General features: G+C 72.6%; 11 protein-coding genes. 6 read left to right on the top strand and 5 right to left on the bottom strand.

All coding sequences use genetic code 11. The annotated features are described in order from the left end of the window. The first annotated feature begins 181 nt into the window (after positions 1-181). Positions 182-1,390 carry a signal recognition particle-docking protein FtsY gene (gene ftsY / locus AB0O07_RS20130; RefSeq protein WP_365634996.1) on the top strand — a complete coding sequence of 403 codons (1,209 nt, stop codon included), beginning with the start codon at positions 182-184 and terminating at the stop codon, positions 1,388-1,390. 83 nt (positions 1,391-1,473) lie between these two features. On the opposite strand, the gene AB0O07_RS20135 is transcribed toward ftsY, so the two are convergent. Beyond that, positions 1,474-2,133: a bifunctional DNA primase/polymerase gene (locus AB0O07_RS20135; protein WP_365634999.1), complete on the bottom strand. Its 660-nt coding sequence runs from the start codon at positions 2,131-2,133 to the stop codon at positions 1,474-1,476. A gap of 431 nt (positions 2,134-2,564) precedes the next feature. Here AB0O07_RS20135 and AB0O07_RS20140 point away from each other — a divergent pair, with 431 nt between their 5' ends. From AB0O07_RS20140 to ffh, 5 genes are all read left to right on the top strand, one after another. Then, positions 2,565-4,043, top strand: a complete 1,479-nt coding sequence (locus AB0O07_RS20140; protein ID WP_365635002.1) for a hypothetical protein — start codon at positions 2,565-2,567, stop codon at positions 4,041-4,043. A gap of 380 nt (positions 4,044-4,423) precedes the next feature. Beyond that, positions 4,424-5,710, top strand: a complete 1,287-nt coding sequence (locus AB0O07_RS20145; protein ID WP_365635005.1) for an ammonium transporter — start codon at positions 4,424-4,426, stop codon at positions 5,708-5,710. Continuing rightward, entirely contained in the window at positions 5,707-6,045 is a 339-nt protein-coding gene (locus AB0O07_RS20150) for a P-II family nitrogen regulator (RefSeq protein ID WP_084904268.1), read from the top strand. The genes AB0O07_RS20145 and AB0O07_RS20150 overlap by 4 nt, the downstream gene beginning before the upstream one ends. Positions 6,046-6,070: 25 nt before the next feature. After that, positions 6,071-8,605, top strand: coding sequence for a [protein-PII] uridylyltransferase (locus AB0O07_RS20155; protein ID WP_365635009.1), 2,535 nt, complete (start codon positions 6,071-6,073; stop codon positions 8,603-8,605). A gap of 156 nt (positions 8,606-8,761) precedes the next feature. Further along, positions 8,762-10,324, top strand: a complete 1,563-nt coding sequence (gene ffh, locus AB0O07_RS20160) for a signal recognition particle protein (RefSeq protein ID WP_365635011.1) — start codon at positions 8,762-8,764, stop codon at positions 10,322-10,324. Between the two features lie 200 nt (positions 10,325-10,524). Here ffh and AB0O07_RS20165 read toward each other — a convergent pair whose 3' ends face one another. The 4 genes from AB0O07_RS20165 to AB0O07_RS20180 form a co-directional block, all read right to left on the bottom strand. After that, a complete protein-coding gene (locus tag AB0O07_RS20165) occupies positions 10,525-11,706 on the bottom strand; it encodes an alanine racemase (RefSeq protein WP_365635014.1) in 1,182 nt (393 codons plus the stop codon). Positions 11,707-11,708: 2 nt separating this feature from the next. After that, a complete protein-coding gene (locus AB0O07_RS20170; protein WP_365635017.1) occupies positions 11,709-12,812 on the bottom strand; it encodes an aminotransferase class V-fold PLP-dependent enzyme in 1,104 nt (367 codons plus the stop codon). A gap of 1 nt (position 12,813) precedes the next feature. Next, positions 12,814-13,884 (bottom strand): phosphotriesterase, encoded by a 1,071-nt coding sequence (locus tag AB0O07_RS20175; protein WP_365635020.1) that lies wholly within the window; start codon positions 13,882-13,884, stop codon positions 12,814-12,816. A 72-nt stretch (positions 13,885-13,956) separates the two neighbouring features. Next, positions 13,957-15,321, bottom strand: a complete 1,365-nt coding sequence (locus AB0O07_RS20180) for a YhfT family protein (protein ID WP_365635022.1) — start codon at positions 15,319-15,321, stop codon at positions 13,957-13,959. Positions 15,322-15,323: the final 2 nt, after the last annotated feature.

Consider the following 15,323-nt stretch of genomic DNA (forward strand, 5'->3'; position numbering starts at 1 on the left):
CCACTGTCGCATATGTTCCTATAGCTCCCGGACTGGGCTGCCGGGCCCCGGCTGGGCGTGCCCGGCCCCGAAGGGCCCGCTCAGCAGCCCGAAGGGCGCGCTTGCTCCCTGACGGGACCGTCCGGCCCTCCCCGGCCTGCCTCGGCGTCCGAAGCCGTCCGCCCCCTGCGAGGATGAGGGGGTGGAAATCGTCATCCTTGTTGTAGTCATCGCCCTGGTCGCGGTCGGTGCGATCAGCGGGCTCGTGGTCAGCAGCCGCAAGAAGAAGCTGCCGCCCCCGGCACCGTCGGACTCGCCGACCATCACAGCCCCACCCGCCGAACCGCACGTCGGTGACGAGGCGGAGACGCCGCGCGACGAAGCGCGCCGCACGATCGAGGAGGTCGGCCTCCCCGGCACCGCCGAGGGGCAGGTGGCCGTCGAGGAGCCCGCGGCGGCCGCCGAGGCGCCCGCGATCGAGGTCCCCGAGCCGTCGGCGGGCCGGCTGGTCCGGCTGCGCGCGCGGCTCGCCCGCTCGCAGAACTCCCTCGGCAAGGGGCTGCTCACCCTGCTCTCCCGGGAGCACCTGGACGAGGAGACCTGGGAGGAGATCGAGGAGACCCTGCTCACCGCCGACGTCGGCGTCGCGCCGACCCAGGAACTGGTCGAGCGGCTGCGTGAGCGGGTACGGGTGCTGGGCACGCGCGACCCCGCGGAGCTGCGCACGCTGCTGCGGGAGGAGCTGCTGGCGCTCCTCGACCCCTCGCTCGACCGGGCGGTGAAGACGGAGAGCGGCCTGGAGACGCCCGCCGTCGTGATGGTCGTCGGCGTCAACGGCACGGGCAAGACCACCACCACGGGCAAGCTCGCCCGGGTGCTCGTCGCGGACGGCCGCTCGGTGGTCCTGGGGGCGGCGGACACCTTCCGCGCCGCCGCCGCCGACCAGCTCCAGACCTGGGGCGAGCGCGTCGGCGCGCGCACCGTACGGGGCCCCGAGGGCGGCGACCCCGCCTCGATCGCCTTCGACGCGGTCAAGGAGGGCATCGCGGAGGGCGCGGACGTCGTCCTCGTCGACACGGCGGGCCGGCTGCACACCAAGACCGGCCTCATGGACGAGCTGGGCAAGGTCAAGCGCGTCGTGGAGAAGCACGGCCCGCTCGACGAGGTGCTGCTCGTCCTGGACGCGACGACCGGACAGAACGGCCTGGTGCAGGCGCGGGTCTTCGCGGAGGTGGTCGACATCACCGGGATCGTGCTGACCAAGCTGGACGGCACGGCCAAGGGCGGCATCGTCGTCGCCGTCCAGCGCGAACTGGGCGTCCCGGTGAAGCTGGTGGGCCTGGGCGAGGGCCCGGACGACCTGGCCCCGTTCGAGCCGCGCGCCTTCGTGGACGCGCTGGTCGGGGAGTGACCCGGCGGCTCTGAGCCCGTACGGTACGGCGCGGCACCCGGGGAGGGGCCGCGCCGTACCGTTGCGTACGGCGCGGAGCCTGCTCAGGGCGGTGGCATCGAGCGGTGGCAGATGTACGCCAGGGTGCCCAGCAGCAGCCGGGCCTGCGGCGGCGTCACCGCGGTGTCCAGCGACGGCGGGCGGAGCCAGCGGACCGGGACCGGCCCCGTCGGTTCCGAAGGCGGCGCGGTGACATACGTACCGGCGCCCAGGCCGCGCAGATCGAGGCGGGCGTCGTCCCAGCCCATCCGGTAGAGCAGTTCGGGCAGCTCGGCCGCGGCGCCCGGCGCGACGAAGAAGTGCGCCCGGCCCGTCGCGGTGGCCAGCACCGGGCCCAGGGGGAGCCCCATCCGTTCGAGCCGCACCAGCGCGCGGCTGCCCGCCGGCTCCCCGACGTCGAGGATGTCGAAGCTCCGGCCCACCGGGAGCAGGACATCCGCCCCGGGCGTCCTGGCCCACGCCTTGGTCACGTACTCCAGCGTGGCGCCCGCCGGGATCTCGGGGCGGCGGCCGAGCGGGTGGCCGCCCGGCGCCGTACACCCCGACTCCCCGCAGGAGCACGCCCCGCCCGAGGCCCGCGCGCCGGGTGCGACGTCCCACCCCCAGAGTCCGGTGTACTCCGCCACCGCGGTGCACTCTGTGGTGCGACCGCGACGGCGTGAGCCGGACCGTATCTCCCGGATGCCGCCGATCGTGAAGCCCATGCCCCCTCCAACGGGTGGAACTCGCCGGTGGTTACGAGTCGCAGTCTGCCTGTGACCCTCCGTCGTCGCTTGCGCCATTCGAGTGGCGCATTGAAGCGTTCGGGACGGTGCGATCCGATTCGCGCGCCCCCTTGCACTCCGTTTCACCACCCCTGTGAACCTCGTGCGTCAAGTCAATCGCGCCATGCCAGGGGGTAGTTCATTCGATGGGGTGGCGAATGGTGGCGTTTGTGGATTCACCCTCGCCGGACGGGTGATCGTAGGATTACTTTCGGTGCATGAACCTCGGGTGAGACAGTCTCGCGGGTATGCCATGGGCAACTCGGTTTCCTGTTCGAAGGGGGACGACCTCCGGACACGGGACCGTCATCCACGGCATTCTGATAGTGGTTCGCGAGACATAGGGCATTTCGTCGGATGGGGGCTTTCCAGTGGGCGGCAGCGGCGCAGGCGGTTCGGATACCGGCAAGCGTCCGAATGAGCAACTCACGTCGTGGTTCCTGCGCAGCGGCTGGTCCAAGGGCGAGCTGGCCCGCCAGGTCAACCGCCGCGCACGGCAGTTGGGCGCCCACCACATCAGCACGGACACCTCGCGCGTACGGCGCTGGCTCGACGGCGAGCAGCCCCGCGAGCCGATCCCGCGCATCCTCTCGGAACTGTTCTCCGAGCGTTTCGGCGCCATGGTCGCCGTCGAGGAGCTGGGGCTGCGCGCCGCCCACCGCTCGACCTCCGCCTCCGGGGTCGACCTGCCCTGGGCTGGCCCCCAGACCGTCGCGCTGATCAGCGAGTTCTCCCGAGGCGACCTGATGCTGGCCCGCCGCGGCTTCCTCGGTACATCCCTGGGCCTGGCCGCCGGGCCCGCCCTGGTGGAGCCGATGCAGCGCTGGCTGGTGCCCACCCCGGCGGCCGACCCGGGCGAGCCGGTGCCCGACCTCGTCGCCCCGACCCGCTCGCACCACCTCTCCGCCCCCGAGCTGGAACTGCTGGAGTCCACCACGGTCTGTTTCCGGCAGTGGGACGCGCAGTGCGGCGGCGGACTGCGCCGCAAAGCGGTGGTCGGCCAGCTCCACGAGGTCACCGAACTGCTCCAGGAACCCCACCCCGAGGCGACCTCCAGGCGGCTCTTCCGGTGCGCCGCCGAACTGGCCGAGCTGGCCGGCTGGATGAGCTACGACATCGGCCTCCAGCCCAACGCCCAGAAGTACTTCGTCCTCGCCCTGCACGCCGCCAAGGAGGCGGGGGACCGGCCGCTCGGCTCGTACATCCTCTCCTCCATGAGCCGCCAGATGATCCACGTGGGCCGGCCCGACGACGCGCTCGAACTCATCCACCTCGCGCAGTACGGCAGCCGCGACACCGCCACCCCCAGAACCCAGGCGATGCTGTATGCGATGGAGGCCAGGGCGTACGCCAACATGGGCCAGCCGAGCAAGACCAAGCGCGCCGTCAGAATGGCCGAGGACACCTTCGCCGACGTCGGCCTCGACGGCGAGCCGGAGCCCGACTGGATCCGCTTCTTCTCCGAGGCGGAACTCAACGGCGAGAACGCCCACTCCTACCGCGACCTCGCCTATGTGGCAGGTCGCAGCCCCACCTACGCCTCGCTCGCCGAGCCCGTCATGCGGCGCGCCGTCGAACTCTTCGCCAAGGACGACGCCTACCAGCGCTCCTACGCCCTCAACCTGATCGGCATGGCCACCGTCCACCTCCTCAACCGTGAGCCCGAGCAGGCCACGGCGGTGGCGGAGAAGGCCCTGGAGACCGTCGGCAAGGTGCGCTCCGAGCGGGTCAACACCCGGCTGCGCAAGACGCTCGACGCCGCAGCCAGGGACTTCGGGGACGTCGCCGAGGTCATCGACCTCAGCGAAGTCCTCGCCCAGAAGCTGCCCGACTCCGCGGAGGCCGTCTGAGAACCCCGCGGAGGCCGCTCCGTACGTCCCCCGGGACCACCTCCGGTCGTACACAAGCCCGCCCCCGCGCCGCACGGCCCGCCCCAGCTCCGGCCGCGGCAACCACCCCGTACAGCCCGACACGGCTCCCCCGCCGCCAGGACAGCAGGGTGGGTGCCGCGGCCGGTCCTCTTCCGCCCGCGTACGGCCCGCCGCGCGTGTCACCCCGGCTGATCGGCCGGTTCACCGGGGTGTAACGCGCGGGACACCTTCGTCACCGCCGTGAAACATCGAGCGGCACTGGCTGAAACCGCGCTGCGCCAATCTCCTGAGCACAGTCGGCCCCTCTACCCGCTCAAGCATCCGCACGGGCCGTATCCGACCCACGAGGAGACGTGGCCTTGAATGGCGCAGATACCGCATTCGTACTGATCAGTGCCGCGCTCGTCATGCTGATGACGCCCGGACTGGCATTCTTCTACGGCGGCATGGTGCGGGTGAAGAGCGCCCTCAACATGCTCATGATGTCCCTGATCTCGCTCGGGATCGTCAGCGTCCTGTGGGTCCTCTACGGATACTCGCTGACCTTCGGCGACGACATCGGCGGCGGCCTCCTGGGCAACTTCGACCACATCGGCTTCAACGGCATCACGGTCGACACCCTGACCGGCAAGGACGGCATCCCCGTCTTCGCCTTCGCTCTCTTCCAGCTCATGTTCGCGGTGCTCACCCCCGCGCTGATGAGCGGCGCCCTCGCCGACCGCGTGAAGTTCACCGCCTGGGCGCTCTTCATCACGCTCTGGGTCACCGTGGTCTACTTCCCGGTCGCCCACTGGGTCTGGCAGTCCGACGGCTGGCTCCACAAGCTGGGCGTGATCGACTTCGCGGGCGGTACGGCGGTCCACATCAACGCCGGTGTCGGCGCGCTCGCCGCGGTCCTGGTCGTCGGCAAGCGCATCGGCTTCAAGAAGGACCCGATGCGGCCGCACAACCTGCCGCTCGTCGTCCTCGGCATGGGCCTGCTGTGGTTCGGCTGGTTCGGCTTCAACGCCGGCTCCGAACTCGCCGCCGACGGCACCGCCGCCATCATGGCCTTCAACACGCAGATCGCCACCGGCGCCGCGATGCTCGGCTGGCTGATCTACGAGCGCGTCCGGCACGGCGCCTTCACCACCCTGGGCGCCGCCTCCGGCGCCATCGCCGGCCTCGTCGCCATCACCCCCTCCGGCGCCAACGTCAGCCCCTTCGGCGCCATCCTCATCGGCCTCGTCGCCGGCCTGGTCTGCTCCTGGGCCGTCAGCCTCAAGTTCAAGCTGGGCTACGACGACTCCCTCGACGTGGTCGGCGTCCACCTGGTCGGCGGCGTCATCGGCACCCTCCTCGTCGGCCTCCTCGCGGTCGACGGAGTCGGCGGCCTCGCCCAGTTCGGCAAGCAGGCCACCGGGGCCTTCTCGGTGATGGCCTACTCCTTCGTGGTCTCCTGGATCCTCGCCAAGATCGTCGACGCCACCATCGGCTTCCGGGCCTCCGAGGACGACGAGACCAGCGGCGTCGACATGGCGTACCACGCGGAGTCGGCCTACGACTACAGCGCTGTCGGGGGCTCCCCGTCGGGCCGTAGCCTCGCCGCACCGAGCAAGGACGAGACCCACGCCGCCGCGGCGCAGAACAAGAAGGTGGACGCATGAAGCTCATCACCGCAGTCGTGAAGCCACACCGGCTGGACGAGATCAAGGAGGCCCTCCAGGCCTTCGGCGTCCAGGGCCTCACGGTCACGGAGGCCAGCGGATACGGCCGGCAGCGCGGCCACACCGAGGTCTACCGGGGCGCGGAGTACACCGTCGACCTCGTACCGAAGATCCGCATCGAGGTACTGGTCGAGGACGACGACGCCGAACAGCTCATCGACGTCGTGGTGAAAGCCGCCCGCACCGGCAAGATCGGTGACGGCAAGGTATGGAGCGTCCCGGTCGACACGGCGGTCCGCGTACGGACCGGCGAGCGCGGCCCGGACGCCCTCTAGAAACACCAGAGACGGGAACGACTGGGTGACGAGCGTCGAAGAAACCACCGAAAAGGCAGACTCGGGACCCAGCGGCTATGCGGCGGCCCGGCTGCGCCTCCTCCAGGAGAAGGCGCGGCCAGGGCCGCCGCGCCGTGCCGCCTTGGCCCGTCTGACCGACGACTGGCTGAACGCCCTGTTCACCACCGCCGCCCGGGAGACCGGGGTACGCGGCGCCGCCCTCGTCGCCGTCGGCGGCTACGGGCGTGGCGAACTCTCCCCGCGCAGCGATCTCGACCTGCTCCTCCTGCACGACGGCAAGACCTCCGCCAAAGCCGTCGCCGCCCTCGCCGACCGCGTCTGGTACCCCGTCTGGGACCTCGGAATCGCGCTCGACCACTCCGTACGCACCCCCGCCGAGGCGCGCGCGACCGCCGCCGAGGACCTCAAGGTCCAGCTCGGCCTGCTCGACGCCCGGCACCTCGCGGGCGACCTCGGCCTGGTCACCGGCGCCCGCACCGCCATCCTCGCCGACTGGCGCAACACCGCGCCCAAGCGCCTTCCCGAACTCGACGCACTCTGCCGGGAGCGCGCCGAGCGCCACGGCGAACTCCGCTTCCTCCTCGAACCCGACCTCAAGGAGGCCAGGGGCGGCGTACGCGACGCCACCGTGCTCCGCGCCGTCGCCGCCTCCTGGCTCGCCGACGCCCCCCGCGCCGGCCTCGACGACGCCCGCCGCACCCTCCTCGACGCCCGCGACGCCCTCCACCTGATCACCGGACGCGCCACCGACCGGCTCGCCCTCCAGGAACAGGCCGCCGTCGCCGACGCACTCGGCCTCCTCGACGCCGACACCCTGCTGCGCCAGGTGTACGAGGCCGCGCGCACCGTCTCGTACGCCTCCGACATCACCTGGCGCGAGGTCAACCGCGTCCTGCGCGCCCGCTCCGTACGCCCCCGGCTCCGCGCCATGCTCGGCGGCAGGCCCGCCCCCGAACGCACCCCGCTCGCCGAGGGGGTCGTGGAGCAGGACGGCGAGGTCGTCCTCGCCCGCACCGCGCGCCCCGAACGCGACCCCGTCCTGCCGCTGCGCGCCGCCGCTGCCGCCGCTCAGGCCGGACTGCCGATCTCCCCGCACGCCGTACGCCGCCTCGCCCAGGCCGCCACCCCCCTGCCGGTGCCCTGGCCCGCCGAGGCCCGCGAGGAACTGGTCACCCTGCTCGGCGCCGGCGAGCCGACCGTCCCGGTCTGGGAGGCCCTGGAGGCCGAAGGGCTGATCACCGGACTCCTGCCCGACTGGGAGCGGGTCCGCTGCCGGCCCCAGCACAACCCCGTCCACACCTGGACCGTCGACCGCCACCTCGTCGAGGCCGCCGTCCGGGCCTCCTCGCTCACCCGCCGCGTCGGCCGCCCCGACCTGCTCCTCGTCAGCGCCCTGCTCCACGACATCGGCAAGGGGTGGCCCGGCGACCACTCCGTGGCCGGCGAGGTCATCGCCCGCGACGTCGCCGCCAGGATCGGCTTCGACCCCGAGGACGCCGCCGTCATCGCCACCGTCGTACGCCACCACCTCCTGCTCATCGACACCGCCACCCGGCGCGACCTGGACGACCCGGCCACCGTCGACTCCGTCGCCACCCGCGTCGGCTCGACCGCCACCCTGGAACTGCTGCACGCCCTCACGGAGGCCGACGCGCTCGCCACCGGCCCCGCCGCCTGGTCCTCCTGGCGCTCCGCCCTCGTCGCCGACCTGGTCGACCGCGTCGCCACCGTCCTCGCGGGGGACGGCCCGGCCGAACCCGAACCCGCCGCGCCCAGCGCGGAGCAGGAGCGCCTCGCCGTCGAGGCGCTCCGCACCGGCGGCCCCGTACTCGCCCTGCGTACCCAGTCCGAGCCCCCGCGGGGCGGGGCGGACGAGCGCGCCGGGCAGCCGGACGGCACACCCGAACCGGTGGGCGTCGAACTGCTCATCGCCCTCCCCGACCAGCCCGGAGTGCTCCCCGCGGCGGCCGGGGTGCTCGCCCTGCACCGGCTCACCGTCCGCGCCGCCGACCTGCGCGCCGTGGAACTCCCCGGCGGCCTGGACGGACCGCCCGCCGAACCGGAGGGCGGCCCGGGCCGCCCCGGCGCGGGCACGACGACCGGGCCCACCACCGGCATCCTGCTGCTGAGCTGGCGCGTCGCCGCCGCGTACGGCTCGCTCCCACAGGCGGCCCGGCTCCGCGCCGACCTCGTACGGGCCCTGGACGGCACCCTCGACATCCCGGCCAAGCTCGCCGAACGCGAGGCCGCCTACCCGCGGCGCCGAGGCGTCACGGCCCCGCCGCCCCGTGTCACGGTCGCGCCGACCGCCTCCCACCACGCGACGGTCATCGAGGTACGCGCCCAGGACGCCCCGGGCCTGCTGCACCGCATCGGCCGCGCCCTGGAGGACGCGCGGGTGATGGTGCGCAGCGCCCATGTGTCGACCCTGGGCGCCAACGCCGTGGACGCCTTCTACGTGACCACCGACCGTGGACGCCCGTTGACGCCGGAGGCCGCCACGGAGCTGGCCCGAGCCGTGGAGACCGCGCTGCGCTGACCCCCGCCGCCCCGCGCCCGGAGCCGTAAGCGCCGCAGAGGCGCCCCCACGGGGCAGACCACACCGCACGGGGCCGGATACCCTGGGGGACGGTCTGTCCCTCACCGCGCGGGACAGCCCCCTCATCCGCTCCCGACCTGAGGATTCGCGACCGCCGTGTTCGACACTCTCTCCGACCGCCTCGCAGCCACGTTCAAGAGCCTCCGGGGCAAAGGGCGCCTCAGCCCGGAGGACATCGACGCCACGGCCCGCGAGATCCGCATCGCCCTGCTCGAAGCCGATGTGGCGCTGCCCGTCGTCCGCGCCTTCATCGCCAAGGTCAAGGAGCGCGCGGCCGGCGCCGAGGTCTCCCAGGCGCTGAACCCCGCCCAGCAGGTCGTCAAGATCGTCAACGAGGAACTGGTCCGCATCCTCGGCGGCGAGACCCGCGTCCTGCGCTTCGCGAAGCAGCCGCCCACCGTCATCATGCTGGCCGGTCTCCAGGGTGCCGGTAAGACCACCCTGGCCGGAAAGCTCGGCCTCTGGCTCAAGGGCCAGGGCCACACCCCGCTGCTCGTCGCCTGCGACCTCCAGCGCCCCAACGCCGTCACCCAGCTCTCCGTCGTCGCCGAGCGCGCTGGCGTCGCCGTCTACGCGCCGGAGCCCGGCAACGGGGTCGGCGACCCGGTCAAGGTCGCCCAGGACTCGATCGAGTTCGCGAAGACCAAGCAGCACGACATCGTCATCGTCGACACCGCGGGCCGCCTCGGCATCGACGAGGAGCTGATGAAGCAGGCCGCGGACATCCGCGACGCCGTCAGCCCCGACGAGGTCCTCTTCGTCGTGGACGCCATGATCGGCCAGGACGCCGTCAACACCGCGGAGGCGTTCCGCGACGGCGTCGGCTTCGACGGCGTGGTCCTCTCGAAGCTCGACGGCGACGCCCGCGGCGGCGCGGCCCTCTCCATCGCGCATGTCACCGGCAAGCAGATCATGTTCGCCTCGAACGGCGAGAAGCTGGACGAGTTCGACGCCTTCCACCCCGACCGGATGGCGTCCCGCATCCTCGACATGGGTGACCTCCTCACCCTGATCGAGCAGGCGGAGCGGACCTTCAGCCAGGCCGAGGCCGAGAAGATGGCCTCCAAGCTGGCGAGCAGCAAGGGCGGGAAGGACTTCACCCTCGACGACTTCCTGGCGCAGATGGAGCAGGTCAGGAAGATGGGCTCCATCTCCAAGCTGCTCGGCATGCTGCCCGGCATGGGGCAGATCAAGGACCAGATCAACAACATCGACGAGAAGGACGTGGACCGGACGGCCGCGATCATCAAGTCGATGACGCCGGCCGAGCGCCAGGACCCGGTCATCATCAACGGCTCGCGCCGCGCCCGTATCGCCCGTGGTTCCGGCGTCGAGGTCAGCGCAGTGAAGAACCTCGTGGAGCGGTTCTTCGACGCCCGCAAGATGATGTCGAAGATGGCGCAGGGCGGCGGCATGCCGGGCATGCCGGGCGTCCCGGGCATGGGCGGCGGCCCCGGCCGTACGAAGAAGAAGGCCAAGCAGGCCAAGGGCAAGCAGCGCTCCGGCAACCCGATGAAGCGCAAGGCCGAGGAGCAGGCGGCCCGGACGCGGCGCGAGGAGGCCGCGGCGGCCCAGGCGGGCGGCGCCTTCGGAATCCCCGACAAGGCTCAGGACAAGAACTTCGAACTGCCCGACGAGTTCAAGAAGTTCATGGGCTGACCCGCCCGGATACGGCGAACGGGGGCGCGCCGGCCACGGTCGGCGCCCCGCCGCCCCGTGCCCCATTGCTCCGTGCTCCCTTGCCCCGCGCCCCGCCGTCAGGAGCCGCGCCGCCCGGACTCCACGGGCCACCGAACGCCCTACGGTGCCGAGGAGCGCCCAGCGGCCCGGCCCGCGTGCTCGGCCGAAGAGCGACCTGTTCATGAGACGGCTCCTTCCAGGGCCCGGCCCCGCGCGTCGTACAGCCCCGTCAGCCGGGGCCGCCCGGTGGCGAGCCCCGCGACGACCGCCACGGTCGAGCGGGTGACGAAGATCTGCGTACGGAACGCCAGTACGGCTGTGTCCCCGGCCCTGACCTCCCCGGAGCCAGGGGCGGGCCGGCCCAGCGCCCGGTAGTAGTCGATGTACTCGGCGGGCGCGTCGCACACCGGCAGCCGCAGCCCTGTACGCGGCAGCAACGCCGACCGGATCCCGGCGCGCGGGTAGAACCCGCCGCCGAAGAGCGCGGGCCGCCCGTCCGAGAGCGTGTGGGCCACCTCGGTGACATACACGGACGCGGGCCGCTCCGGCTGCCGCGGATCCGCCGCGTGCAGCGGAGTAGTGCCGGTGAGGGCGTGGCCCGGCTCCCCATGGGTGGCACCCAGCCGGGCCAGCAGCGGCAGCGTCGCCGCACAGGTCACCCCCGGGGCGCTGAGCCCCACCCCCTCATGTCCCCGCGAACCCAGCAGCTCCCGGGCCGCGAGGGCCCGTTCGAAGGTGGCCGTCGGAGCGGGCCGCCCGGTCTCCGGGGCGCACCGCACGCAGGGGAACCCCGTCACCCCAGCGACGCGCACCGACGGCAGCCGCTCGACCGCCGCCGCGAAACCGTCCAGCGCCGCCGGCGGTACGCCGCCCTCCTGGCCCGGATGACCGTCGCCCGGCGCCGCCTCGACCCGTACCCACACATCCTGGACCAGGCCGAGCCGGCCCGCCGCTTCCGCGACGGCTCGCGCGTTGGCCAGGTCGAAGACCGTGACCGCCTCGGGCCGCCAGGCCAGCATCTCCGGCAGGGCCCGGCGCGGGATCTGCACGAGATGGCCCAGATTGCCCGCCGAGGCGCCCGCCGCGCGCACGGTCCTCGCCTCGGACGGGTCGATCGCGGCGAACCGGGGGAGATGCCGTGCGACCGCCCGCACCAGCGCGGGGTTACGGCCGAACTGCTTGGCCACGAACCAGAGCGAGACCCCGAGCCGCCGCGCCTCGGCCGCCAGCAGCGCCGCGTTGGCCTCCACGGTGTCGGCGTCCAGCACATAGGTGTCGGGTGGGATCGCCCCGGAGGAGTGCAGCGCGGTGGCCGTCTCGACGAGCGCGGGGTTACGGGCGAGGACGGTGTCCAGGAACATGATCAGCCCCTCAGATCGTGCAGTGAACGGCGGAGAATGCCGATCACCAGGTCGGCTCCGGCCCGCATGGGGTTGATCCGCACGGTCCAGTCGGCCAGTTCGGGAGCGTCCTCCAGCGAGGAGGCGGACATCCGGTGGACGAGCGGGGCGATCTCGTAACGGGAGTTGGAGCCCACGGGGTACGGCGCGGCCCCGTACCGCGCGGCGACGGCGGGCAGCCCACGGGCGAGCGGATGGTCGAGCCGCACCAGGAGACAGCGGTCCTGCGCGTTGGCGATCCGTACCTCGGCGACGCCCGGCACCTCCCCGGCGGCCAGCCGCTCGGCGATCTCGGCGGAGACCCGCGACTGGAGCGCCCACAGCACCGGCACATGGGTCAGCGCGCGCAGCGCCTCCAGGGCCTGACCGCCCTGGACCTGGCCGCCGCCGGAGTAGTTGTCGGCGCGGACCCGCCCGACAAGATCCCGGGCGCCGACCACCGCGCCCACCCCCTCCGGCCCGTGCAGCTTGAAGAGCGAGAAACAGGAGGCGTCGGCACCGAGCTGGACGCCGCACGCGGGCACCCGCAGCACCGCGTAGTTGTCGTCGACGACCGTACGGACCCCTGCGGCGCGGCAGGCCGCCACCGTCTCGCCCAGGCCGTACGCGTCCCCGAGCCGCTGCCGGCTGTGCTGGACGTACGCCCAGGTGATCTCCGGCGAGGCCAGGGCGTCGCGGAGCGCCGTACGGTCGTTGAAGTCGGCCTCGACGGTACGGGCGCCCAGGCCGCGCAGGGTGACGGCGGTCGTCCGGTACACCGGGGCACGGTGGATCAGCAGCGGGTCGCCGGGGGAGAGGGCGGCCTGGAGCGCGGCCCGGATCGCCCCGGTACCGGCGCCCTGGACCAGTGCGGCGTCCTCTGCGCCGAACCAGTCGGCGAGGACGGCCTCGACCCGTGCCGTCGTACGGGGCCGCCCCAGCCCGGTGACCACACCGGCGTCCGCCTCGAAGAGCTGGGGCCCCTCGAAGTGCGCCGCGGTGTGCTCCAGCAGCCGGAACTGGAGCCGGACCGCTTCCTCCAGCGGGATCGTGGGCAGCGGAAAGGTCCGGGGAAGCTGCGGGGCCATCTCAGGTCTCCTTCGCAAGGCCGCCCAGAGGGCGGACGGATCCGGTCCCGGGGCCCGCTCGGTCAGGGATGCCGGTACCGGTGTCGGTGTCGATCTCGGTGTCGGTTTCGGCGCCGGTCAGGAAGCGCAGCGGGTTGCGGCGCGTCAGCAGGTCGATCAGCCCGTCGTCCACCCCGGCCGCGCGCGCCTTCGGCAGGAACGAGCGGAAGAGATGCCCGTACCCCCGGCCGCCCTCCGCCCTGAGATAGCTGTGGCGGGAGATGTCGCAGCTCAGCAGCGCACGGTCGGCGTAACCCGCCTCCAACAGGGCCAGCAGCAGCCGCAGCCGGGTGTCGTCGCCCTGGTAGCGCTCCTTGCCCACGGTGTCGAACGCGACGTAAGCGCCGCTCGCCGCGAGCGCACGGTGCGTCCCCGGATCGTCCAGCAGGTCCTGGTGCCCGATGGAGATCCGGTGCGGTGGCAACCCCGCACCGGTCAGCAGCTCCAGTTGGGCGAACCCGCCACGGCCCAGGTGGGCATGGGTGACCAGCGACAGACCGGTGGCACACGCGGCCCGGGCCGAGGCGACCAGCGTGCGGCCCTCGCGCGCGCTCGGCCGCTCGCCGCCGCTGCCGATCTCACCGAGAACCCCGGGGCGGACGCCACTGCCTCCGATGCCGTCCTCGATCTCCCGCACCAGGATCTCCGTCAGCCGCGCGACGCTCGCCTCTTCCGTCTCCGGCGGATGGAAGGCTTGGTGATACCACCCTGTGGCGGCCACCAGCGCGACCCCGGACTCCGCGGCGATCCGCGCCAGGGCGCGCGGATCGCGCCCCATCCCCCGGCAGGTCACCTCGACGACCAGACCGAGCCCGAACGAGGCCCGCAAGGAGGCCAGTTCGGCGACGACGGCGGACCGATGGCGTCCGGAGTCGAGAACGGCGGCGCCGTCGCCCGTACGGTCGAGGTCGAGCACCAGATGCTCATGGGGGAGCACAGGACCGCGCACGGCGCGGACGGACAGCGGTCCGGCGACCGTGGTGAGCGTCGCCGTGGCCGCGGCCGGTGACCTGCCGGAGATCGGGTAACGCATCTCTGCCTCTGCCTTTCTCTGGGGAGCTGACCGGGACCGGACGACCGGAACGCGAGCGTCGAGCCCCAGGGGTCAGCTCTTCAACGGGGTGAACAGGTCCAGCCAGTGGAGGACGTTGAGCAGGACACCGCCGACCACGACCGCGGCGGGCGCGGCGGCCATCCGTACCACCGGTCTGCCCATCGCCTCGTTGAGGAGATAGAGCCCGCCGACGAGGAAGATCGCCGGTCCGCCGCCCATCACATGGGCCGCGAGCAGGGAGCCGAAGACGATGGCCAGCCCCAGCGTCTCCGTGATCGCGGCCCGCAGGTGCTCGGAGGAATCGCGCACGCTCGGGAGCCTGCCGAGGACCCTCCCGATGAGGGAGAGCGCCAGCACCTCCAGGGCGAAGACCACGGCGCCGACCGCGGCGGCGAGGAACGGATCCGGCAGCAGATAGCCGATGGGGTAGACGAGCGTGAACCCGGCGATGCCGTACGCGCCGGATGCCAGCGCGGTCGTCGCGATCAGCGGGATGAAGCCGAACGCCCGGTAGAGGTCCACCTGGGCGGCCTCGCCGTACTGCCCCTTGGCGATCAGGAAGCTGGTCGCCTCGCCGCCGCCGAATATGTGGGTCTGTGCCAGGACGCAGATCCCCGCCCCGAGCAGCATGAAGAGCGGCAGATGGCGACGGAGCCGCAGGGCGCCGGCGCTGAACAGGGAGACCACCGGATCCTCCCCGACCTCTGCGGCCTGCCGGCCCTGTCCCCGGTCCGGCTCCTGGAGGTGTTCCCGGTCCTTCTCGCGCCTCCGCTGGAGCAGGTCCTTCCTGACGGCGAAGGCGATGAGCAGGAGTACCCCCGCCGCCATCGCGAGCGAACCCGCGAAGATCTTCGGCCAGAGCTTCATCGTCATGATGACCAGCGCCAGTTCCAGAACGGCGGCCAGCGCTCCGGGCCACCGCCCGAACTGCCTGGTGATGGCGAGCACCGGGAAGAGCGTGAAGAGGAAGAGGATCGGGGTCGACATCTGCTGCATCGCGGTCAGGAAGTCGACCGGCAGATCGTGCGCCACCGCATTGGCCCCGCCGAGGCCGAGCACCACGACCGCGCCCCAACCGCCGCCCAGTAACGGCGCGATCCACTTTCTCGGGGCGAGGAGCCCCAGGATGTCCGTGGGCAGAAAGAGCAGCCAGGGGTTGAGGACCCCGCTGGCGAGAGCCATCGGCGCGCCGAGGCCGAAGATGAAGCCGGCCGAGAGCCCGAAGGAGACCGCCGCGGTGGCGGAGCGCTCGGTGCGGCCCTGGACGAAGTCGAGCAGGAAGGGACGGACCCCGTCGTTGAAGACGGCCAGCGCCAGATGCGAGACGAAGGCGGTCAGCGCGCACAGGGCGACGACGAACAGTTGCTGCGTCGGCGAGAGGTCCAGACGCGTACTCGCCGCGAGAACGGTGTGCACCG

The organism is Streptomyces sp. NPDC093085 (assembly GCF_040683935.1).
In the GTDB taxonomy this organism is placed as follows: domain Bacteria; phylum Actinomycetota; class Actinomycetes; order Streptomycetales; family Streptomycetaceae; genus Streptomyces.